The organism is Bacillus sp. FSL K6-1218, assembly GCF_038006445.1.
Taxonomy (GTDB): Bacteria; Bacillota; Bacilli; order Bacillales; family Bacillaceae_G; genus Bacillus_A; species Bacillus_A thuringiensis_S.
In genome coordinates, this window is record NZ_JBBOVE010000002.1 from 140,026 (window position 1) to 163,114 (window position 23,089).

The following is a 23,089-nucleotide window of genomic DNA, read 5'->3' on the forward strand; positions in this document are numbered from 1 at the left end:
TATATAGGGATCGTTTATTCTATTGGCTGAGGGGTTTTCTGTAAATCAATTACATAACCCCCAAAACGTTTTATATGTCTAGTCATATAAGGACTTAGCGTTTCTAAATCTTACATGATTACTAGCTTGTAGCGACATCTCCATTAAATTTCGGATAAATGCGCATGCTTCGGGCGCTTCTTTTTCAATTAATTCCACGATTCTAGGATCTGGCGAATACAGGCAAGCAAAAATTGCCGCGAAGAATTCTTTAGAAGTACTTGTAATATATTTTATATAGACCGGAATATAGATATCATCTGTAATGTTATTTTTTTCAGCTTCATAGATTGCTTTAAATGCTACACTTTCAGATGCCAAAGTTCCATCTTTTGCAAAAAGAAGGTCATCAAATGCATGCCCAAGTTCATGCATGACTGTATCTATTAAAGGAACGATCTCGTCCGTGTGCCCAAAATGACTAATGTCTATAGCTACATATCCTTTATTCGGATTATAAAATCCCAGGACACGGTCATTCGGTGCACCAAAATTCATAAGACTACTATCAGTTAACAGCAACGCACCATCTGCAGTCATTTTTCTGAAACAAAGAATTAACTGATCATTTGGTATTCTACTGCTAACTTGTTTAATCAAATTTTCTACTCTCGTTACAACAATAGATGCATACAAGCCATCTACTTGTAAATCTACTAATTGTGCATCAGTTTTTACTAATTCTTTAAACTTATTATTCACATCATTTTGCACTTGTTTTACTTCTTTTAATATTTCATCTTTTGAAATTAGTTTTCCATCTATACGAATCAATTCTCGGCCGTCCATAGTAATGATAGACATACCTGTTACTTCAAGGCCTTGGTTTCGATTTAAGATTATTTGATCCTCATTTAGATAACCCATAGACGTCCCATTTGGACATACGAAATGAAATAGGATAGGGGATGAGTTATCAACGTGTGTACTAAGATCTATCTTCATAAAATCATTAATGGCACCATACTTAAACAAGACAGAAAAGTTTTCCGCTTTCTTTTCGTCAATTGTCTTTGGATTATCTGTATAAAAATACCCTTCAGGAAATCCAACCTCTTCAGCACTCATATTTTTATAGACATACATAGGTTCTGGTATTCTCGCACTTGCTTCTCTTAAAGATGTATCGAGTTCTTCTATCGCTCGTTGATCTGCCTTGCTTAGTTTGTCTGGGGTGTTATGATATTTTTGAAGGTTTACATTTAAATCATGAACTCTATCCGAATCCGCAAGGATTGCTTTCTGTTCCTCTGTTAAAGAATTTTTCCAGTCTTTAAACTGTTCCTCAGCCCATTTCTTTGCCTCGTCTGTGTTCCCTTCGAAATCTTCAGTTTTTAAATTCATTATCTCAGCATCTTTGTTCATGGTATTCCTCCTACCAATTGGAATTCTATAAAATAAGCATCCCGACTCCTGTATCGATGACCCACTTGTGGAAAGTAGTTTTCCATATAAAAGAAACGTACAGGTAGGGGATGCTTACAAACATCATTTATACATATAGATACATGTAATTTGCATACAGAAAAGAGTGCGTATCACATCATTTTCTTTTACATCTCAATACAGATAGCATTTTTTCTAGATTCATTTGACTTGTGACTTAAATCCATTTCATTTGAAAGTATATTTCGCTTCCAATCATTCTATTTTTCTATCATGCAGGCAAGACTTTGTTGAGAACTTCTATTTCTTCTCCAGTATCTAATACTGCTTTTATAATATAAGTAAAACCTGCATCCAATGACATATCCGTATAGTCCGCAAGGTTCCATTTTAATAGCCCATCATTATCTAAATTATGTCTAGGTTTCACTCCACAATCCCATTCTTGTTGAGTATTCACATATGAAAAATGATATTTCGTGAAAGCATTCAATACCCTTGGATCACTTATACTAAAATGAAGTCCAAGATAAGTCTTTGTACCGGCAATTGGAGGACCCATAATCCAATCATGGAAGGAATGAGCCTCTAAGATTTGTTTAGAAATTGGCTCGTATTCTAAATCTAATTTTATAATGCTGATGTCTGCGAAGTGAGTTCTACAACCATCTAAAGCTTGGATAGTAATGGTGTTGAAATCTTCTGGTTCGCCAAGAACTTTAAAAGGAATTTGCACCCAGCCCCAGGCATCTTCTTCAGAGATGTTAACGTCAATGGATTGGTCTCCTATACTTATCTTCGCCTGATTCTTCATATTTAATTTAAGTATATAGCTGGTGTAGGCATCCAATGGTTTTTCTACAATCCCTGTTACAGTCCCCCTCGTGCTTAATCCATGACTCACTAGATCTGCCCCGTTCCAAGATATTGAATCATTACCATAGGTGGTTCCATCATGATACCTATCGGCAATTTTGATGGTAATATTCATGCCTTGCCTTAAGGTAACGTTATAAATAGATGTTATACCCGCATCAAATTGGTCTTGGATTGCCTTTTGTGTCTTGTCATCATAAAACAGCCCGACAGCCTCTTCCCACAATGGCCATACCTTGTCAGTATCGTCTACGAAATACATCTCATTGTCATCATCAGCTATGGGCTTGCCATCTTTGTTTTGTACAAGGCTCCCAAACGCAAAATGAAGCGCCTCTCCCAATGTGCTCTCTGGTGTTAAATCTTCAGGATCGTCCGCATCTTTTGTGGCAATCCTGCTTTCAGCCGCGTATGTTCCGGTTGATATAATCACAGAAGCTGTATGGCTCTCTATTGACCCTTTATAGGCTGAGAAGTTCACATCACTTGGTACAATGATTCCAGCATCATTGATTGTAGCGAATACGCCAGATACTTGAGGTGTTTCTAGTTGGACTGCGTTGCCCGCTTGAATACTCACTAATTGACCTTTGTTGATACTAATGGGATTCCCATTAAACTGATCCCATGTCGTTAAAGCGATGGGATGGCTATCCAGTGTAGGATAATAACCACCTGCTTGTAACTGATCACACATGTTATTGGTCTGCGCTTTAATGGTAGCTAATGTATCATCAACTAAGACAAAATTTGTTGTAGGTGCAATATTAAAGCACGTTGTGGTACCTGTATTAAAATAACGAATATTCAAATCCACATACGCCGCATGCGCCGTATCCCAGCTCACAGTATCCCCTGTTGTATCAGAGGTTCCATTCGATACAGAATCTGTATGAGAATAGTTAACGGAAGTTCCACCGGTAAATCCCCCATCAGCAAACCCGGCGTTTATGGTAACACCTTCTGTATTCGAATACGTATGATCATGCGTCATCGTATGATCTTCTGAATTTGACATTTGTTTACTTTCGGATAAAATCAGTTTTTCCATGCGAACCCCTACCACGGGCCAGGCTGCAACTAATGGGTTCCTGATGCCTTTCCTAAGAAGGGCACCATCTAGCAACCCAGATGCTTTTTGGAAATCTGAATATATATCTCCTGCTGTACTGAGCTTATGAGGATTCGATACATATCTTGTATATCCTTTGTCCTTATACTCATCCTTCCATGCTACAGCAAGTCCGCCCTTTACGGTGTATCCGTTTTTTTCCATACTATCAGTGATATTATCTCCATCTTGATCTTTCTGTATATCTTTGCTTTGATTTGGGTCAAATAAATTGGGAATAGCGTTACAACGGTGCTCATCCTTCTCTAAAGAAGCGACCGATAAGTTAGGAAGATATAGATTTTCTACAGGGACCTGAATTGTTTCTTTTGTATCGGGATGAGACCAGTATAAATGAAACTCTGTTTCCTTTACGTTTTCTGGACGGTAATCAATTCGGATTCGGTAGAACTGATCTTTTACCATATGATTGGCTAAATTGTTGACGATCTCTCCATCAACCCAAATCACACTATTTTTGTCATTAGAAGTAGAAAACGTATAGTCCTCTGTTTGGTCTGGACGTATGTACCCAATCCATCGAATCGATTTAAATACCTGTTCTTCTTCCGTTAATAACTCTTCATAGTGCTCTGATGCTAATCGAAAATGACCATATGTGGATGAATCGATTAATGCCTCTTTTGTAAAGTTTTCATCGTTGTAATAATATCCCATCAGTCGTCCAATCGTAATAGATTCTCCTTCAACAGCAATAGAATCTACTTTCGGATTGACGATATTAGATTGTTTTCCTTTCGATACCATATCAAATGCCTCCCATTCAATTTGAGAATATAAAAAATTCAGCTTTGCTAGTTTATTTTATATTTAAATGGTAGGAAATGTAATTGATAAATAAATTAACTTATGAAAAATGAACAAAGAAAATATCCCTTTTATATAAAAAAACGTTTATTTAAGATCAAAAAAAGAACCCTTTAAACAATAAGGATTCTTGACCATATTTCACATTTTTATTGGCTATCATCCATCTTATTTACATCCAAAAATTCTAACTTTGTATAATCCATATTTGGATTGTTTTCTTTTGCTAACTCGCTAATACCCAACATACAGGCAAATTCTTTTGTCTTTGGAGTTCGAATTTGATAAGTCTTCTCAGTTTCATTCGATTTAAGTACAACATCATAAGAAGACTCATGGATCTTTGTTTCAACTACTTTTACGTTCTGCCAACTTGGTTCTATTATTGCCGATAGTGCGTTTCCCTGAATAGATTGTAATTCTTCTTCTGTTGGAACTACACTTGAAAAGTAATTAACCTGACACGTTTCATTATCTTGATTATTAATATTAAAAGTCACCGCAAAGTTGTAATCTCCCTTAGTATTATCTTCAGTCTTAATTATGTATTGAGTACTTGGTTTAATAAGGATGATTTCAACTGAGTTAGCTAGTCTTGCTATTCCAAAACTTGTTATTGCGTCATACTCTGAATATGCTGATACTTGCTTAGTTACAATAGAACCATCAATTTTCAACTCTACATCCCATAAAGACTGCTCTTCATCAAATCGATTTGTTGTCATCGTTAGAAATATATTGCTCTTACCAAAATGCAAATGGGTATCTAACCACTTACTAAATTTGTTTTTATCAATATAATGTTCTATATGCTCAAGTATGTTTCTTCTAGCCTCCTGCGCATCCTCTGCATATGTATCAATATAAAGTTCAAAAGAACCCCATCGAGAATCATTATCACCCATTTCAAATTCGACTACTGTATCGTGATGGCAAAATTTCAAACATATTGTATGTTTTTTCAACATATTATTATTCCTCCTTATAGTGATTAAGTAATTAGTAAGAGTTGTACAAATATATAGCCTCTAAAAAGAGAACTAATATAATTATAATTAGAAGATTTAAAATATAATATTGAGAAAGTTTACAATAGATTGTCCTACATGGCTTATTTCAAGACTTTTGTTTTTGACTGCTACTAAAATGTCATCTCTAAGGAGGCTTAATTTATGATGATTTTTTAGCGTAGGATATTCGAGCTTTGTTAACGGTAACCCTGAGATTGAAAGTAAACTTCTGGGTAAAAGTTTACTTTCATTTTTATTAAAAAAGAACATATGAAAAATGTTTTGGAGTGAATATATTTTTTTAAAAGTACCGTTTATATTTGAAAATGTGAAATTGGGCTTAACTATATGATTCTATTGTGGGTTTCATAGGTGTTTTCCTTATACTTACATTTGGAAGGTTCATATGTTGTGGTGTAGGTATTTAGAAAATTTGTTTTTTCTATAAGGTAGGTGAGAACTATGAGCAAATTTAAAAAGAATAGATGTATACCGTTTCAATGTTGTTTCCCTTTACCTGAAATTGGTCCAACAGGAATAACAGGACCAACAGGAGCAACAGGACCATCAGGTGGTCCACGAGGTCCAACGGGTCCAACGGGAGCAACAGGTTCGACAGGAGCGACGGGACCATCAGGAGACATAGGCCCAACGGGAGCAACAGGTTCGACAGGAGCAACGGGACCATCAGGAGACATAGGTCCAACGGGAGCAACAGGTTCGACAGGAGCGACGGGACCATCAGGAGACATAGGCCCAACGGGAGCAACAGGTTCGACAGGAGCAACGGGACCATCAGGAGACATAGGTCCAACGGGAGCAACAGGTTCGACAGGAGTAACGGGACCATCAGGAGACATAGGTCCAACGGGAGCAACAGGTTCGACAGGAGCGACGGGACCATCAGGAGACATAGGTCCAACGGGAGCAACAGGTTCGACAGGAGCGACGGGACCATCAGGAGACATAGGTCCAACGGGAGCAACAGGTTCGACAGGAGCAACGGGACCATCAGGAGACATAGGTCCAACGGGAGCAACAGGTTCGACAGGAGCAACGGGACCATCAGGAGACATAGGTCCAACGGGAGCAACAGGTTCGACAGGAGTAACGGGACCATCAGGAGACATAGGTCCAACGGGAGCAACAGGTTCGACAGGAGCGACGGGAGCAACAGGTTCGACAGGAGCAACGGGACCATCAGGAGACATAGGTCCAACGGGAGCAACAGGTTCGACAGGAGCAACGGGACCATCAGGAGACATAGGTCCAACGGGAGCAACAGGTTCGACAGGAGCAACGGGACCATCAGGAGACATAGGTCCAACGGGAGCAACAGGTTCGACAGGAGCGACGGGACCATCAGGAGACATAGGTCCAACGGGAGCAACAGGTTCGACAGGAGCAACGGGACCATCAGGAGACATAGGTCCAACGGGAGCAACAGGTTCGACAGGAGCGACGGGACCATCAGGAGACATAGGCCCAACGGGAGCAACAGGTTCGACAGGAGCGACGGGACCATCAGGAGACATAGGTCCAACGGGAGCAACAGGTTCGACAGGAGCAACGGGAGCAACAGGTTTGACAGGAGCGACGGGAGCGACGGGACCATCAGGAGACATAGGCCCAACGGGAGCAACAGGTTCGACAGGAGTAACGGGACCACCAGGAGACATAGGTCCAACGGGAGCAACAGGTTCGACGGGAGCGACGGGACCATCAGGAGACATAGGCCCAACAGGAGCAACAGGTTCGACAGGAGTAACGGGACCATCAGGAGACATAGGCCCAACGGGAGCAACAGGTTCGACAGGAGTAACGGGACCATCAGGAGACATAGGTCCAACGGGAGCAACAGGAGCGGTATTAGATTTTGCGGATTTTTACGCGTTGATGCCCCCTGATAATGCTGCAACAGTTGCAGTCGGTGGAGACGTAGATTTTCCAAGAGACGGACCTTTTAGTGGGGCGGGGATTGCGCGTACTGGTGCTGATACATTTAATTTGTCTGCAATCGGTAGTTATCAGGTCTTGTTTCAGGTGAGTGTGACCGAAGCGGGTCAACTAGTTTTAACTCTTAATTCGGGAGCAGGAGCTGTTGAATTAGCTTATACGGTAGTTGGTCGAGCAACGGGTACTTCTCAGATAGTAGGAATGGCTCTTGTGCAAACATCCGTCATCAATTCAATACTTACTGTACGAAATCCTGCTAGCGAATCCACAGCATTAACCATTACTCCTCTGGCTGGAGGAACAGAGTCTGTTTCAGCACATCTTGTTATTACGCGACTTAGATAAAAGCGAAAAATAGAATTGCATAGGTTGTAGGCTATAACTATGAAGTTAAGGGAAAGGTTATAAAAGTCCCTTTAAATCTTTTGAGGGAATTTTTATAGGTTTTTAGATATAGTGATTTCTTCTAAAGAAAACTATGTAAAAAAGCTAGCATAGATCTAGGTTTTTAGATGTTCTAATCTCTTTATTTTTCATATTTTGAATGTAAACTAATGATAAAAAGTTTAGATTAGAACTTACAATTGAAATTCAACATACAATGCTATGAACATGTACAATATAACCTTGGTCGGTTAATAAGAAAAAAAGAACATGTAGAAATTACTACATGTTCTTTTTGAGGCGCTTCATTTTTAAATACATGGACTACCGATAAGTGAAGTTATGTAAATATGACATGTATATAATATACAAGGGGAATTTGCAGATAAATATAAGTAAGGGTATACAAAATATGTCTTACCATCTTACCGTGGTATGAATTCCTCTTTAGAAAGATACTACTATTGTTGGATGTTATGATAACTTTACTTGAATAAACTATAGATATCAAACTAACATAGGAGGAGAAAAGAATATGTCTAACAAGTCTAAAGTTCACGGTTTAAAAGAGAATCAGCAGGAAGAAATTGACGCCATTCAACAAACGATCACTGAGATTGAGGTTGCATTTAATCAACATGATGCGGATGAATTAGATCGTCACTTCACTTCAGACGCTACATGGGTAAATGTACTTGGTGAACGGCTATCAGGTTGGAAGCAAATCAATGAAGTGCACAAGATTATCTTGGCAGGACCACTTCGCAACTCATATGCTTCCTATACAGTTGAAAGCATTAACTTTGTGCGTTCGGATGTAGCAATTACACATATTAGGCAATACCCGACAACCTCTGAAGGGACAATAATAGAAAACGGGCAAGGCAGTCTTGCTATTTATGTGATGGTCAAAGAACTCGGAACGTGGCAGGTCGCTGCTGGACAGAATGCATTTGTCCATAATTAAATACAAAATATATCTAGAGCGTTATCTTTTTCTTCTTTGTTGATTCCAATGTAATTTTTTGTTCATGGATTTTTGACCTTTTTATTTATAGTGTTTTAAATGTATAATTTTCTTGTTGATTTTGAGGATATCAAGGATTTCGGCGAGAAGTAAATATTTAAAAGGAACTGAATGTAAACTAATATTAAAAAGTTTACTTTCATGTTTTAGGTCTAAGGAAAGGGAAATTAGAAGGGCTAGCTCCTCGGCTTGCTTCACCCAGCCATCACCTCACATCTAAAAACAAGGAATTATAAAATATTAATTGAATATATTTTTTGATACCGACTAAAATTTAGGAATGGAAAGAGGTCAATCTGATGCATTACATAACTGCATGCTTGAAAATTATTAGTGATAAAGACCTTAATGAAATAATAGAGGAGTTCAAAAAACTTGAAAAAGAAACTATTAAAGAAGAAGGATGTATTCAATTTCATGTGTACCCTCTTGAACCCTCAGAACGAAAATTAATGCTGTGGGAGATTTGGGAAAATGAAGAAGCTCTTAATGTTCATTTCACCAAACCACACACTCAAAATACTCTAAAACAAGAATTAGCAGAAATAGAATGGGTAATTAGAAGTAATGTGAATTAACAAGATTGGTTGTTCTTGTAGTTTTGATAAAATATAAAAATGATGATTTTAAAAAATCTCTCGGATTGCCTGAGAGATTTTTTTTATGTTTAGGTGCTTTGGTATATGTAGAAAAATATAAAGTGGCTAGAAGGGTGTTTGCTATTTTCATACATTTGTAAAACTCGTTTTCACTAAATGAACATTAAACATGTTTTAAAAGTTGTACCTTTCGGGAAAGTTTTCTTTAGTTAAATAATAGTAAACTACCAAAAAATAAACTCTTATAATTAACTTAAAATTTTGAATATTATTTATCAAATCCACGCGAGTTCCCAAATAAAGTAAAAAGGTATATGTTTATGGTAGTATTTGGTTTTTTAATAAAAATAGGGATGGGGAGGAAGAAATATGAAATTAGGGAGTGAAATTGCAGCAGGAATATTCACGTTATCTTTAACTATTGGTACATTTGCACCTTCGTCATTTGCAAGTACAACAGAGGTTAAGAAAGATAGTGAAAAAATTGAATTGGCTCAAAAAGAGGGGCAAATCCAAAGTATTAAAGAAAATTACAGCGATCCAAAAGTTCAAAAAAATTTAATAGAAAAGGTGAATGTCGGAGAGAAGTTAGATAATATTAATCCTGAAAAGAAAGCATTAGGAAAAAAGAGATAATAAATGAGTCAACTACCTTAACGACTTATCCTGACGGATCAAAAGAAGAAACTGGAATCGATTATAGTCAAGCGAAATTTTTTGATGAAAAGGGAAATGAAGTTCATCCTATTAAAGCTGAACAGTTAAAAGGAATAACCGGACCACAAGGTAGCATCACAGGCGGTAGCTGGCAAAGGGGTTCAGGGTATGCTTGTGTGCAAGGAGCTAAAGTATATCGAAACGCATATTCTGCTTTCACTGTTTACTACTATGCTGATTATTGCCATCATCAAGGAGCATACGATAAACTCGATAGAGTTTATGGTTGGGATATAAAAGCTCCTGGTGGAGGATATACGAAAGAGGATTGGGGAGTATTTAGACAATGGCAAAAGCCAGGTTATGAAGCTTACGGCGGAATTTCATTTAAATACACTGATTCAAGAGGTGGGGATACACACCAATGGCTATATATTCGAGTAGCAGGTGGTAGTGCCTGGGAGGATTCAAATATATAAGAGATTTAGTATAAAAGAAAAGAGAACTCTGAAAGGGTTCTCTTTTTGTTACTTTCTAACTATAAGTTATTCTTTGTTTGCTTCTCGGTGATTTTCTGTAAGAGTTCAATGATTTGCTTTTCGTGTTCGGATCTTTGTCTTAAATATTGTATAAAATACAGTACTGATAATATTCCTATAAAGTAAAGGGCGAATTCAGTAATCATTCTTATTAATGCTACAAATAAGGAGGGAGTACCGAAATACCAACTAAATGGAGCGACAATTAGAAAGCTTAGAATTATTGCTATCCATAAATAATTTTTATTCATATCCATCACCTTTCCTCTCAGATGTTAAAACTGGATTATTGTATAATTTTAACACATTTATTAAACATACATATTGAGAAAATAGGTGATTAGAACTGGATAATACGGAACATATAGGATTGCTACTTACTAAAATTAATCAATAAAGGCGGTTGGGAAACTTGTTTTCTAATAAGCGAAAATAAAAAGAACCCTTGATAGTAGGGTTCTTTTTATTTTGTTAATAATTATTTGTGTTATGCATTGTAAAGGGGTAATGACATAACTTTTTAGTACTTCATTTTCTTAAATAGTTTCACCATGTGCATATTGAACAAAATCTACTTTTTCTTTTGATACAGATTGTAAATTTGTAGTGTTACTGAAGCTGAAAGATAAAAAACCTGTGACAATAGCAAAAATCAATAGAGATTTTTTCATTATTTTAAAGCTCCTTTCTCTGAAGCCTTTTTATCAGCTTCGTTCGTCATATGTAGATACGTACTAGCTTTTTCATATGATTTTAATTCGTAAAACTTATTGCCTAAAATAGCGGAATAATCTTTTACGTATTTCCATAACTCTTCTTTCTTAAAATAACAAATTCCTGCCAAAATGATGTCTTCCAATTCATTTGTACTTATATTGTCATTTAATCCTTTTAGAATATTGAAATGATGAGTATACTCTTCATTTGCGATTTTTAACCCGTTTTCAATATGTAATCTGACAGCATTTTGATTATTTAATTTGAAATATTCCTGCGCTAATAAGAACAATGTTTTTTGGTTATTTACAAGTGAGCTATTTAGGTATTTAATTGCTAGTTCGGAAAGGTTTTGATCTGCATACAATAACCCTAAATTATGTTTCACTTTTGCTGATAGTTTATCCTCGTCGTGTTTGTTGAATGTACTTAAAGCTGCAAGGAAATGTTCTTCTGCACTTTCATACTGGCCGAGGGAAGTGCAAGCAAGTCCTAGTGTGTTATTACAAGCTGCAACTTTGATTTCATAACCTGCATGCTTTGAAAATAATTCCTTTGCCTTTGTAGCATATTTGATTGCTGGTAGTGGCTGATAAATATGATAGTGGAAAGAACCAAACATATAATTAAATTCAGCTATTTCGAGTTCATCTGGAATATCTTTTAATAATGTTTCAGCTTCTTCGTATTGTTCTTTAGCAGAAGTATAATCTCCCATGTTGATTGAATAAATTGCTTTAAAAAAACAATGATAGTATTTCAGGAAGACATCTGCTTGATCAGGTATACGATTTATCTTTTCTAAACTATCTTTATAGTTATTAACGTCATGGGTAAGTAACTTATATCTGAAATCTAGTAATGAATAATAGATAAGTATATTTTGATCTTCTTCGATTTGATGGATCTTACTATCAATTTCTTTCTTGTAATTTGTAGATTTTAGTACATGTTGTGAAATGATGGATTGATACCAATTGTTTAGTAGATTTGTTATTTCTCCTTTGGAGACAGTTTGCACATTCATATTTAATCCCCTCATTCTATTAGTATATATTTCCATAATCTTACCATGTTAACGGATTTTCAAGGCGTTGTTGTTGTTGAAAAATAAAAAACTGAATATTCTGATTTTATAAAAGCGACTAGGCGTTTGATTACTTGATTTTCATATGTGTGACTTTACCTATAAGTTTGCCGCAAACAAAATAGAGCCATAAGAATTTGCAGTAATAACAGTAAATTTATCTCTAGGTGTGACTTTCCCCATAAAGTTGCCGCTAAAAGAAGCATAACTTTGCCGAGGATTAATTATTAACCCATAAGCTTGCCTAAAAAATAATAGTAACTTCGACTTTAAAATAAAGGAATGATATTTTTCTCTTTTAATTAAGGAATCTAAAGGAGTTTAAATCAATCTCCATTTATAAGCAAATTAAAAGAACAAAATGGACAAACTCAAGTAGGTACGAGTTTGTCCATTTTATTTGTTATTTACCGAGACGTCATGTTAACCACACATAAATGTGACAGTTATTTATCCCAATTGGTCTCCTTTTTTTACTTTTTGTTGAGGTTCTATCAGTACAACACCTTGTTCTGAATAAACACCCATCACTAATACTTCCGAACTAAAACCAGCAACCCTTATTGGTGGGAAATTCACTACACCTAATACTTGTTTACCAATAAGATCGGATAGCTCATAACAATCAGTTATTTGCGCACTGCTTTGTTTAATTCCTATTTCATCACCAAAATCAACCCAAAGCTTATATGCTGGTTTTCTCGCCTTAGGAAATTCTTCTGCACGGATAATCTCTCCCACACGCATGTCTAATTTTTGGAAATGATCAAAAGTTGCCATATTTATTCCTCCTAAAAAATTATCATTTTACACACAATGATTTATTAACGAAGTAATCTTTAATTAATCTTGTTTCTCTCTAATAACTAATAGAACTCCTATCAGAATTAAGATAGAACCTACCCAAAACGTTACACCGATCTTTTCTCCAAGAATAAGCCATCCAAGTAATGTTCCAACAACAGGTTGAAAGAAGAAAAATAATCCCCCACTTGAAGCATTAAGCATTTGTAATCCTCGATTCCAAAGTAAAAACGCAACGGCTGTTGAGATAATACCTAAATATAAGAGTCCTCCCCAAATAGTTGGACGAGTTAGTTGAGAGACATCAATTGCATGTAACCTTGGTAAAACAAAAGGAGTTAACACAATAAGAGCTACCAAGGTGGAATAAGTGGTTACCACAATTTGTGAATAATCACTTGGCAAACGTTTTACAAGAACAGACATAAGTGCCCATGTTAAAGCTGCAATAAGAAGAGAAATACCACCAAGCATACTTGACGTATTCAAGTCACCAATTCCGACGATAATAATTACTCCAATTGTCGCTAAACAAACAGATATACCCTTTTTAAAAGTCAATCGTTCTTTTAGGAGTAACCACGCAAACAACACCATAAACGCTGGTGTTGAAGAAGTTATAACGGCTCCCATCTGTGCTGAAGATAGCATTGTACCCGTTTCTTGAGTAACAATCGAAATAGCATAACCAATAACTCCAATTGCTATGATTATTAAAAAATAACGCTTTTCAATGCGCCATTTTTGTTTTGTTACAAATCCAATAATAAGAAGTGCAACAATAGCTAATAAATAACGTAGCCATACAAGTTCCAATGGTGGAATGACCGATACCAAAACTTTAACAACAACATACATGCCACCCCAAATACTGGAAGCTAAAATTAAATATAACGAACCTAATAAGGTATTTTTCATTTTTTGTACCCTCCGCTTTTTGTTTAGGTCTATAAAGCCCCTAACGGAGAGATGTAATCACTTTCTCTCTATTAAGAGCGGAAAAGTGATACTGGTACATCGTTTTCAAATAATGGAGCCAAATACATACTGATTCACCTCTATTTTTATAATAAAATATACTATAGCTTTTTATCCTACATGGAATATCAAGATTTATCAAGATAAAAATGGTCATTAAAAATTTCAAGTGAATTTCATACAAAGAATTAGATATGCCCTATTTTTGAACCATAAGTTTGCCACAAACCAAAAGAACCATAACCTTGCCGAAATGGCAAGATTATGGTTCTTATCACATAAACTCTCTTATTAAAAGGGTTCTTTATTTTAGTTTGTATGTTACTTACAAGTAACGTATACTTAGATTAAGTGTTACTTATAAGTAACTGGAGGTGGTAGGGATGTTATTTATGCTAAATGAAATTATGACATCAAGAGAAGCATGTGACCGGTGGGGAATAACACAAGATGCGCTGCGGATGAAATTAAGAAGAGCTAAAAAGGAGGGTTTAGTGGGTAGATTAATTGAAGAGGGGAAAATGAAATACTATAAACCTGAAGATAAACAAAGGGGAGATTGGATTTTAACAGTTGAAGCAATGAGTGTACTGTTCCCTAAAAATATTACAGAAGATTGATGTCTTATATAATAGAAGAAATATGTTGAAATGATTTTGATGGGCATAGCGCTATGTTTCTAGAGTATAATAGATTTAATTTTTTTATGTTATTTTATAGAGAGAAAAGAGAGGGAGTGCTTTTTTGTTTGTAAAAGATGAAGATATTAATTCAGATATAAATGATGATGCTAAATTATGGCGTTATATGGATTTCACAAAATTAGTTAGTTTGCTATCCACTAGTACATTATATTTCCCTAGCTCTGATCAATTCAAAGATGTATATGAAGGGAAGATATATGGATATAGTGAGGAGGATGCCTATAATACAATAGAGGAACTTATAGACAATCATAATAGTGAGAACTTCAAAAAACATTCAAGAAGTATAGTGGAACAAGTATTGAAAAGTGTATATGATCGTTCTGAGAGAGATAAAAAGAATGTTTTTGTGAATTGTTGGCACTTGAATGAGTATGAATCCGCAGCAATGTGGGATTTATATTTAAAGAATGAAGAGGGAATAGCAATCCAAACTACTTTTAATAGACTTAAAAAAAGTTTGGATGCATGTGAAGAAGAAATTTTCATTGGAAAGGTGAATTATATAGATCCTGCCAAATATAAAAACTTAAATAATAGCTTTATTGAGCCTTTTTTCACCAAGAGGATGTCTTTTAGTCATGAAAAAGAAGTGAGATTAGTTTATGCGCCAGTGATTGATGCCTATGATGAGCAATTTCAGGATGAAAGTATAATAGGTAAAAATATAAGGATCAATCTCGATGAATTAATTGAAAAAGTATATGTTTCACCTGATGCAGCCCCTTGGTTTGTAGAAGTAGTAAGAGTGGTGCTTGGAAAATTCAATGTGAATGCAGAGATTATTCATTCGGATCTATATAAAATAAAATAAAATACATAAGTGGTAGAAGGAAAATAACCAATTCTACATAAAATTTAGTGTCAATGATACCGAAAGCAACTTTACATGGAAAGGGATTTTTTTCTACTGAAGCAGCACGCATACAAGAAAGTACCCAATGTTCTAGTTCTAAAGGTAAGCGGTATACTTGAATACTACCATCATTGTTTTTTACGGTTATAATCGGTGCATTTACTCTGGTTGTAGCAAAATCATCCGTTGTTATCATCGCTACTGCATCATTAGTGTGAAAACCAGCGTTTAATACCTCATAAACCATTCCGTCTTCCTCATTAATGATCATAGGTATATTTAGAAAGGGGTATTTTTTAACATCATTATGAATAACTACTCCTGCTGTGTTCTTTGTTAATTGATTCTCTTGCATTTTTACACTCCCTTAAATGAACCTAACTTGATAACGTTAATTTGTTCTATTTTACACCTATTATATTAGAAAATTGCAGTTTTATCTTGTTGTAAAAAGCATCAGTACATATAACAGCACTATTTGATGGATCAATATCAACAACAGTCATATAACTAGAGAGTAAATAACCGTCTTCGTAGTATGTAATTAGTATTTCTTCTTCAGATAATAAGGAACATAATAACATGTTCTCAATCAATTCTTTTTCGTCATCTGTTAAGATCGGCCGAGTTACTTTGTTTTTCTCCTTGATGATTTCACGAATACCAGCAAACTGTTCAGGCATTGCTGCGAACGGAGTCCATTTGATCATTTTTCTTCCTTTTGGCATATTAGCGTTGTTCATGATTTGTGTCCCCCTATTAGTGTGTTTCTGTATCGTGCTGTGGGCGCTATGCGTGTAGGAAATCCCCCGCAATATGCTGTTCTTCCCAAACCGTGTGCGTATTTCATCCATTACTTTTGTTAGTTTTACTTCTTGTTCTCGCTGCGGATCGGTTCGCCAGTGAATTGTTGATGTAAAAAGTATGTACAAATCTTATAAATATCCATTGTTAAGTTAGTTGGACGACTTAAAGTATGTGTTTTTCTAATACCACCGTTATAACTCTTGCTATAACCAACAGAAAAGTGTACGGTTTGAGCAAGTTTATTTTGCCATAAATAAAAAGGTGGTTCTTTTTACACACACTTTCAGTAAAGCCGAGCACTTTTTTCAGAAATGGAATATGAAATAGTCTGAAAAAAATTGATAGGATATAATCTCAGCCTTATAATTTAAGTGACGAGCTTAATTTATAAGAAAGGAATTTCTGCATTATAAGAATCTTAAGTATAACAAGAGTCTTATAAAAGGACAGCTAACAAAAGCTAACTACTTATTCTAAAGATGACAATCTAGATGTATAAATATAATATGACCTAGAAAAGGGAGAACTATTTAAGTAAGGATATCGAATGGTGGAGAACCGTATATGGATCAGTTGTTATTTTTGAGAACATCGTTGAAAAGAAGATGCGTAGACTTGTGGTGAAGGAGCTGAAAAACTATAAAGTATTGTGCATTCGGATGAAAAATCAAGAAGAACAAGCTTAATTTGGGGGCATTGTTCTTTTTTTATGTAAGGTGACAATAAAAATTATGAGATACATTCTAAACAGAAGATTAGCTGAAAATTATTAAGGTGAAGCATTGGAAGAATGATACGGTAAAAGATTCATTTGTATACAATGGCTAATGATGAAACGTGATCCATTTTATCAGAGGAAAATATGAAATTGAGCTGATAACTATGGATTTGGGAATAACATGAACTTGGTTTTAAAGTAACAGAAATGGAATTCTAGCATTTTGTAGTGTTGATATAGATAGGTTCAAATGAAGTTTTTCTGCTTTACATGTTATATTGTTTCACTGACCTACTTTTTGATATTACTATTTTTAATCTCATTAAAAATAGTAATAGATTGTCCAAACTTTACTAATCTATCTTACATAGCATGTAGTAATAAATTAAAAGGAGGAATTTAGTATGTCTTATTACTACTGTAATCATTGTAAGGATTATAAAAAGAAATATCACGATTGTCATAGAAGCAGTAAGGGTTATGAAAAATGTAATAAAAAGCATGAGGAGAAACCTTGGGTTAATGTAAAAGTAAAGTGTTGTTCTGATGATAACCAATATAATCTTGTAAGAGCATCTGCTTTTAGAGCTGTGAGCACAGTTAATCAAAATTTACCAGCAAATACATTTGTTAAGGTCTTATTCCAAAATGAACAATTTGATTTAGCGAATGAGTATAATCCAGCTACATCAATTTTTATTCCAAAGACAAGAGGTGTTTATTCTGTTATGGGGACTATTGCGTTCATTCCCAATAATCTAAACACAAACTATAGAGCGCGGGTAGAAATTCGAGTTAATGGCAATCCGGCAATTGCAATAGATAATGATTTTTTTGGTCCAATAAACTTTGCTAATGTTGTTGCTGTTTCATCAATCATTCAGTTAAATGCAGGGGATATAGTTGAGATTTTTGCACAAAGTAGTGTAGCTGGAGTTATTTCTAATGTAGAAAATAGTACGCATTTTGAAGCTGCAAGATTTCCGTCACCAGACGCATAGACGCATAATTGATATGAAATTTTTTCTGTGACTTTATATAGAGAAAGTCCATAATTTATATTTGACTTGCATTTATGCAGTTTTTTTTTGATAGAAAATGTTTATCGTGACACAAGTTGGTTACATTATTTGAAAATCTAAATTATTTCTATAAATTTTGCATAATGTGTACTAAGAAATAATATGTCTATAAACGAAGGGGTATCATCTAATATATGTTTTGGTTGATACTTTTTTGTTTTATGAACAAAAAGGCTATTAAAAAAGGGTGATAAAAATATCAAATCCTTTTCACTATGTGCATTTATTTCACTGTCTCATTTAATTCTTTTCCAGATTCAAATGTAGGTTCTTTTGAAGCAGCGATTTGCATTTCTTCACCTGTTTATGGGTTACGTCCTGCACGTGCAAATCTTTCACACACTTCAAATGTACCGAATCCTAGTATCTGTACTTTTTCTTTATTAGCTAACACATTTATTATCGTATCTAATACAGCCTGTGTTGCTGCAACTACCTCTTTTTGTGTAAGTTCTATTTTTTCGGCTACTACTTTTGTTAATTCTGTCTAATTCATTTTTAGCACATCTTCATATGTAATTAAGTAACTATTACAACGTGTGTATTTTTATGATGCAATTAATAATATATACATAGAAAAATCCCTAGCAAGAGCTAGGGGGACAATTTCTGTATGGTAGTAAGAAAGAAAAATGTGTTCATCACACAATTTATATTTTTACAGTTTAATTTTATACAACAAAAATTACCTAATCTAGATAGTCTACTTATTTCTACATAAAGGCTATTTTCAATACAATCAGTCAAATTACTACTAGTAAACCCTTTTTAGATATATAATTGTACTATTAAATGCAGATGATACCAAGCAAACATAATGTAATCTGCTTGTTCATAGGAGATTAATAGCTAGAAATATGAAAATTTATAAAAAATAAAAAGGGTGGATGAGATGAAAGCAACAGGTGTTACACGAAGAGTAGATGAATTAGGGCGAATTGTTCTTCCGAAAGAGTTAAGAAGAACATTAGGAATTGTAGAAAAAGATCCTATAGAAATATTTGTAGAAGATGAAAAAATCATTTTACAAAAATACAAATCTAATGATGCTTGTGCAATAACTGGTGATATTTCAGAAAAAAATATATCATTAGCAAATGCTCAAATCGTTCTTAGTCCTGAAGGGGCTAAACTGTTAATTAAGGAAATCCAACAGCAATTAGTTAAGTAAGACCATTCCTCTTAATACATAAAATCAAAGAAAAAGACATCTATATTGTATAGGTGTCTTTTTCTTTGATTTGAACCAATATAATTTTACTAACACTACTTTTACAATTGGAAATATATCAGCAATCTTTCATATCTCCTTCATTTTAGTGAATTTAAATCTATTTTTCTATATATTTAAATTCTACTTAGAGAAACATACATAATGCCTTTCTAAAAAACGAAAATATTTTCATGTCTGTTTCTTGCGCAAATTAGGCTATGATAAACAAAGCTAACGGTAGTTAGTGATACGATAAGGTTGGGTTCTGGTGTTTTAGCTGCTACAATACAAATGAAAAAAGTAGGTGTAAAGTAAGGCAGTCGAGTATCCGAACTAACAAAAATACCATCTGCGCTAGTTGGAAATACGTAGATGGATACATACGTTGTTTACATTACATATCTCAAATAATTGTACAGTATCTTGTTAATAGAGATATTGTTTTAATATTTTTAATCCCATTTTTTATGCATCTAATGAGTTTGTAGAAGAAAGAGCAATCCGTAAATACTTATTTGGGGTAGTCTGTCCACTAATAAAGCGGTTAGAATGAAAAATTCAAACAACCAAGCTTTTTTAAATCAGTTTTTAATCTTAACGCATCAAATTGAGTCAGAATAGGGAGCCAACGATAAAAGCTCAGAGGGTGTCCAACAGGCATCATACCAAGAAAATATTTTGAATAGACTTCATTTGCAGATTGGGCTAGGTGCTTCTTTTGTTCAACTATATCATCAGCCTTCCCCGAAAGGATTATCTTTGTTATAACCTCCGTATCGACTGAAGACGTTTTAACATTGATATCAAAAATATCTTGTAAAATATCCTTGCGTAGTGACTCTCCGAAGACCGTATAAGCAACTCTTAAGCCGGAACAAATGCAATTTGAAGTTTCACAAACCTAAACAATTTGTTCTAGAAGTATATTGGACATAGGTTGTTGATAATCAAAAATAATACCCGTGGTCAAAAATGCATGTATATTATCTTCAATCAAAATTAAAGGATGCTTTCGAATTATCACTGCTAATGCTTTCTTACGAAAATCTGTAATCATAATTGTAGTAGGATTAGAACAGTAGGACATTAGAGGTATACCATGGATGTCCAGTTGGGTCATTGTAGTTAAGTAATTGATCTATTTAATTTTTTATCTCCTATCTTTTGAATAACTTCTGTTACTATACTATTGGTTTGTTCAAAAGAGTTCACTTGTAGTTCGAGTTACAAATTTCTTTCTTTTTCGGATCAACTTCTTCAATTGCAGTTTTTAAAAATTTTGCAACATAATCCAATAGAAATGCAATATTTACACTATCATAATAGGTTTATATATCTATACTAAACATTCAGTATATATATTCTCAATTCATTTGCTACTACACCTGTGTTAAGTTATTAGTGAAAAATAGATTTTAACAATAAATTAATATTACAAGACATAAGTAATTGCATCATTTTAGTAATATGGATACGAATAGAATGGAGGAATAATTTTGTATAAGGTATCACAATTTAATGTACCTTTCAAAAGAGATAATATTAATTTTCTATATAATAGCCATACAGGGGCGTTTGTTAAAATTTCTGATGAGTATACGGATACTATAAAAAAAATTAGCCGAAAAAAATATAATGAGATTCCTAATTTACATTTAGAAGAATTGACTAGGGCTGGTTTTATAGTAGAAAATTCTTTAGATGAATACGGGGTTTATCATTATTTAACTAATAAAAGTCGTTTTGGAAGTGAATATTTAGGTTTAACTATAGCAACTACATTACAATGCAATTTTCGATGTCCATATTGTTATGAGAATCATGTAGATGAATATATTGAGGGACAAAAAGAAGAAGATTTGAAAAATTTCATTCAAAATAACTTAAGGAATAAGACTGAATTTTCTGTTACGTGGTATGGTGGCGAACCATTATTAAAAAAAGATCTTATAGATAGAATGTCAAAGTATATATTAGCAATATGCAAAGAAAAAAATATTCAATTTAGAGCTAAAATGGTTTCAAATGGATATTTACTTAATAGCAAAATTGCAGAACATTTGGTTCAAGAAAATAACGTTAAATATGTACAAATCACATTGGATGGTGGCCCAGAGACGCATGATGTGACTAGAATCTTAAGAAATAAGCAAGGTTCTTTCAATAAAATTTTAAATAATATTAAAGAAATACAAGATATTATACAAGTCGGAATTCGTGTAAATGTTTCAAAAGAAAACGTTGCAGATGTTTATAAGCTTTTTCCTATTCTAATGAATCAAGGATTAAACAACAAAGTTTCCGTGTATTTTGCTCCAGTAGGGGCATACAATGACGTTTGTCAATCGATTAGTGAATCCTGTCTAGTAACAAGGGAGTTTGCAAAATGGGAGACAGATTTGATTGAATACGCGGATAAGATTGGCTTCAATATGGGAAATCTTTATCCTAAAAATCGTGGTGGTTGGGTTTGTCAGGCTGTAGATAATAACTCTTTTGTTGTGGATGCCTACGGCGATTTATTTAAGTGCTGGCATGAAGTTGGAAATAAAAAATTAAGAGTAGGGAATTTAGCAGAAGGCATTACTTCGTTACAAACCTTAACAAAATGGATGAATTGGGAATTGCCAAACAAATGCAAAACATGCAATATTATGCCTCTATGTAAAGGAAGGTGCCCTGAACTGAGTTTAGAAAAACAAGATTTTGAATGTGATCAATTAAAATATAATATCAAAGATAGATTATATAGATATTACATAAAAAATCCTATTGATAAACAAAAAGTACCGGAAACTGAGGTTATTAAACAATCTAGTTAATAAGAGAGTTGAAATATACTTTCAGTGAAAGGAGGTGAATATAATGGAGTACATTGTAAAGCCAATTACATTAAATCCTAAGGATAACAGTGATCGATTAGAGTGTGGTATTAAGTTTAATTAAAACTTAATGATAACAGAAATCGATAAGAGTAGGATTTTAACAAAAGGATATGTCGTTTCCATCATATATAGTAAGATATATCCTTTTGTGTATTTTTCTTTTCTTAGCTACATAGGGATGTGGTACAACCCTTTGTTAAAGTTTTTTAGTAATTTAATTTGCATAAACATATTTATGTTTAATTAATATTATAGAGTATATAAAAAGACACTATACTATACATAGTGTCTTTTTATATGTTGACTAGTTCTGAAAGAAAATGTAGTGATTAATCATAATTTGTTGGATGCTTCTTGGTTAATTCTATTATAACATTACCATGGAAGAATTTAAATGCATTTATGCATATATATAATTTTATTATATTATAGACACGTCTAAATTTCTTTCAATTTCCAAAAGTTCCAGTTTCTTTATTTTTATATCTATACTATAATTTAACTGCTAAATCGTAAAAAAGGAGTTCTAATAGATATGGAGATGAGAAACTTACAAAAACTAATTGAAGACAAGAAAGTAGAATTAATTAAACTTGTAGATAAATATGGATTTAGACATCAGCAGGTGCTAAGTTTAAGTCAAGATATAGATAAGTTAATAAATCAGATTATTTATATAAATCACAAATATAAGTAGAACCCTATATTTATAATTGCAGTTTAATGAGAATTACTTTGGAATATTTTAATTTGAAAGTAAAAAAGAGAATATTGAATTAGAGGAAACTTTTCATTTTGCACCAAAATATAAAAATGTATGCTCTAG

The 23,089-nt window shown here is 34.0% G+C and carries 21 protein-coding genes and 2 pseudogenes; 11 read left to right on the forward strand and 12 right to left on the reverse strand.

From position 1 onward, the window contains the following. Positions 1 to 78: 78 nt before the first annotated feature. The 3 genes from MHI26_RS28925 to MHI26_RS28935 all read right to left on the reverse strand — a co-directional run bounded on the left by MHI26_RS28925 (position 79) and on the right by MHI26_RS28935 (position 5,208). Positions 79 to 1,404, reverse strand: coding sequence for an ADP-ribosyltransferase (locus MHI26_RS28925; protein WP_061667853.1), 1,326 nt, complete (start codon positions 1,402 to 1,404; stop codon positions 79 to 81). Between the two features lie 292 nt (positions 1,405 to 1,696). Then, positions 1,697 to 4,180 carry a binary toxin-like calcium binding domain-containing protein gene (locus tag MHI26_RS28930; protein WP_061667854.1) on the reverse strand — a complete coding sequence of 828 codons (2,484 nt, stop codon included), beginning with the start codon at positions 4,178 to 4,180 and terminating at the stop codon, positions 1,697 to 1,699. Between the two features lie 209 nt (positions 4,181 to 4,389). Next, a complete protein-coding gene (locus tag MHI26_RS28935; protein WP_061667855.1) occupies positions 4,390 to 5,208 on the reverse strand; it encodes a hypothetical protein in 819 nt (272 codons plus the stop codon). A 504-nt stretch (positions 5,209 to 5,712) separates the two neighbouring features. Here MHI26_RS28935 and MHI26_RS28940 point away from each other — a divergent pair. The 5 genes from MHI26_RS28940 (at position 5,713) to MHI26_RS28960 (ending at position 10,352) form a co-directional block, all read left to right on the forward strand. Beyond that, positions 5,713 to 7,551: a hypothetical protein gene (locus tag MHI26_RS28940; RefSeq protein ID WP_340809260.1), complete on the forward strand. Its 1,839-nt coding sequence runs from the start codon at positions 5,713 to 5,715 to the stop codon at positions 7,549 to 7,551. 574 nt (positions 7,552 to 8,125) lie between these two features. After that, complete coding sequence (locus MHI26_RS28945; RefSeq protein ID WP_061667981.1) at positions 8,126 to 8,557, forward strand: SgcJ/EcaC family oxidoreductase; 432 nt, start codon at positions 8,126 to 8,128, stop codon at positions 8,555 to 8,557. Between the two features lie 359 nt (positions 8,558 to 8,916). Continuing rightward, positions 8,917 to 9,195: a putative quinol monooxygenase gene (locus MHI26_RS28950; RefSeq protein WP_002169788.1), complete on the forward strand. Its 279-nt coding sequence runs from the start codon at positions 8,917 to 8,919 to the stop codon at positions 9,193 to 9,195. Positions 9,196 to 9,585: 390 nt separating this feature from the next. Further along, positions 9,586 to 9,852, forward strand: a complete 267-nt coding sequence (locus MHI26_RS28955; RefSeq protein WP_340809263.1) for a hypothetical protein — start codon at positions 9,586 to 9,588, stop codon at positions 9,850 to 9,852. Positions 9,853 to 10,049: 197 nt separating this feature from the next. Next, positions 10,050 to 10,352, forward strand: a complete 303-nt coding sequence (locus MHI26_RS28960; protein ID WP_340809264.1) for a hypothetical protein — start codon at positions 10,050 to 10,052, stop codon at positions 10,350 to 10,352. A 596-nt stretch (positions 10,353 to 10,948) separates the two neighbouring features. On the opposite strand, the gene MHI26_RS28965 is transcribed toward MHI26_RS28960, so the two are convergent. The 4 genes from MHI26_RS28965 to MHI26_RS28980 all read right to left on the reverse strand — a co-directional run bounded on the left by MHI26_RS28965 (position 10,949) and on the right by MHI26_RS28980 (position 13,938). Further along, positions 10,949 to 11,083: a hypothetical protein gene (locus tag MHI26_RS28965; RefSeq protein WP_000749282.1), complete on the reverse strand. Its 135-nt coding sequence runs from the start codon at positions 11,081 to 11,083 to the stop codon at positions 10,949 to 10,951. After that, entirely contained in the window at positions 11,083 to 12,156 is a 1,074-nt protein-coding gene (locus tag MHI26_RS28970) for a Rap family tetratricopeptide repeat protein (protein WP_061667982.1), read from the reverse strand. The genes MHI26_RS28965 and MHI26_RS28970 overlap by 1 nt, the downstream gene beginning before the upstream one ends. 510 nt (positions 12,157 to 12,666) lie before the next feature. Continuing rightward, positions 12,667 to 12,996 (reverse strand): tRNA-binding protein, encoded by a 330-nt coding sequence (locus MHI26_RS28975; RefSeq protein WP_061667983.1) that lies wholly within the window; start codon positions 12,994 to 12,996, stop codon positions 12,667 to 12,669. A 63-nt stretch (positions 12,997 to 13,059) separates the two neighbouring features. After that, positions 13,060 to 13,938 carry a DMT family transporter gene (locus MHI26_RS28980; RefSeq protein WP_061667984.1) on the reverse strand — a complete coding sequence of 293 codons (879 nt, stop codon included), beginning with the start codon at positions 13,936 to 13,938 and terminating at the stop codon, positions 13,060 to 13,062. Between the two features lie 443 nt (positions 13,939 to 14,381). Here MHI26_RS28980 and MHI26_RS28985 point away from each other — a divergent pair, with 443 nt between their 5' ends. Together MHI26_RS28985 and MHI26_RS28990 are read left to right on the forward strand one after the other, a co-directional pair. After that, positions 14,382 to 14,618 carry a helix-turn-helix domain-containing protein gene (locus MHI26_RS28985; RefSeq protein WP_061667985.1) on the forward strand — a complete coding sequence of 79 codons (237 nt, stop codon included), beginning with the start codon at positions 14,382 to 14,384 and terminating at the stop codon, positions 14,616 to 14,618. A gap of 124 nt (positions 14,619 to 14,742) precedes the next feature. Next, entirely contained in the window at positions 14,743 to 15,516 is a 774-nt protein-coding gene (locus MHI26_RS28990) for a DUF2971 domain-containing protein (RefSeq protein ID WP_061667986.1), read from the forward strand. On the opposite strand, the gene MHI26_RS28995 is transcribed toward MHI26_RS28990, so the two are convergent. From MHI26_RS28995 to MHI26_RS29005, 3 genes and pseudogenes are all read right to left on the reverse strand, one after another. Next, entirely contained in the window at positions 15,485 to 15,913 is a 429-nt protein-coding gene (locus MHI26_RS28995) for a hypothetical protein (protein ID WP_061667987.1), read from the reverse strand. The two genes, MHI26_RS28990 and MHI26_RS28995, sit on opposite strands and share 32 nt — an antisense overlap. A gap of 46 nt (positions 15,914 to 15,959) precedes the next feature. Then, positions 15,960 to 16,301, reverse strand: coding sequence for a YolD-like family protein (locus tag MHI26_RS29000; protein WP_061667988.1), 342 nt, complete (start codon positions 16,299 to 16,301; stop codon positions 15,960 to 15,962). Further along, positions 16,298 to 16,612: pseudogene (locus MHI26_RS29005) on the reverse strand (DinB/UmuC family translesion DNA polymerase); the annotation flags it as partial. The gene MHI26_RS29000 and the pseudogene MHI26_RS29005, both read right to left, overlap by 4 nt. Positions 16,613 to 17,487: 875 nt before the next feature. On the opposite strand from MHI26_RS29005, the gene MHI26_RS29010 reads away from it, so the two are divergent. After that, positions 17,488 to 18,084 (forward strand): ABC transporter permease, encoded by a 597-nt coding sequence (locus tag MHI26_RS29010; protein WP_061667297.1) that lies wholly within the window; start codon positions 17,488 to 17,490, stop codon positions 18,082 to 18,084. Positions 18,085 to 18,388: 304 nt separating this feature from the next. Here MHI26_RS29010 and MHI26_RS29015 read toward each other — a convergent pair. Beyond that, positions 18,389 to 18,622, reverse strand: a pseudogene (locus MHI26_RS29015) (HU family DNA-binding protein). A gap of 435 nt (positions 18,623 to 19,057) precedes the next feature. Here MHI26_RS29015 and MHI26_RS29020 point away from each other — a divergent pair. Further along, positions 19,058 to 19,336 carry an AbrB/MazE/SpoVT family DNA-binding domain-containing protein gene (locus MHI26_RS29020; RefSeq protein WP_061667298.1) on the forward strand — a complete coding sequence of 93 codons (279 nt, stop codon included), beginning with the start codon at positions 19,058 to 19,060 and terminating at the stop codon, positions 19,334 to 19,336. A 943-nt stretch (positions 19,337 to 20,279) separates the two neighbouring features. On the opposite strand, the gene MHI26_RS29025 is transcribed toward MHI26_RS29020, so the two are convergent. Further along, positions 20,280 to 20,498, reverse strand: coding sequence for a hypothetical protein (locus MHI26_RS29025; RefSeq protein ID WP_340994741.1), 219 nt, complete (start codon positions 20,496 to 20,498; stop codon positions 20,280 to 20,282). Between the two features lie 376 nt (positions 20,499 to 20,874). Here MHI26_RS29025 and MHI26_RS29030 point away from each other — a divergent pair, with 376 nt between their 5' ends. Both MHI26_RS29030 and MHI26_RS29035 read left to right on the forward strand, forming a co-directional pair. After that, complete coding sequence (locus MHI26_RS29030; protein ID WP_061667299.1) at positions 20,875 to 22,200, forward strand: radical SAM/SPASM domain-containing protein; 1,326 nt, start codon at positions 20,875 to 20,877, stop codon at positions 22,198 to 22,200. 598 nt (positions 22,201 to 22,798) lie between these two features. Beyond that, entirely contained in the window at positions 22,799 to 22,960 is a 162-nt protein-coding gene (locus MHI26_RS29035) for an aspartyl-phosphate phosphatase Spo0E family protein (RefSeq protein WP_061667301.1), read from the forward strand. Positions 22,961 to 23,089 lie beyond the last annotated feature (129 nt).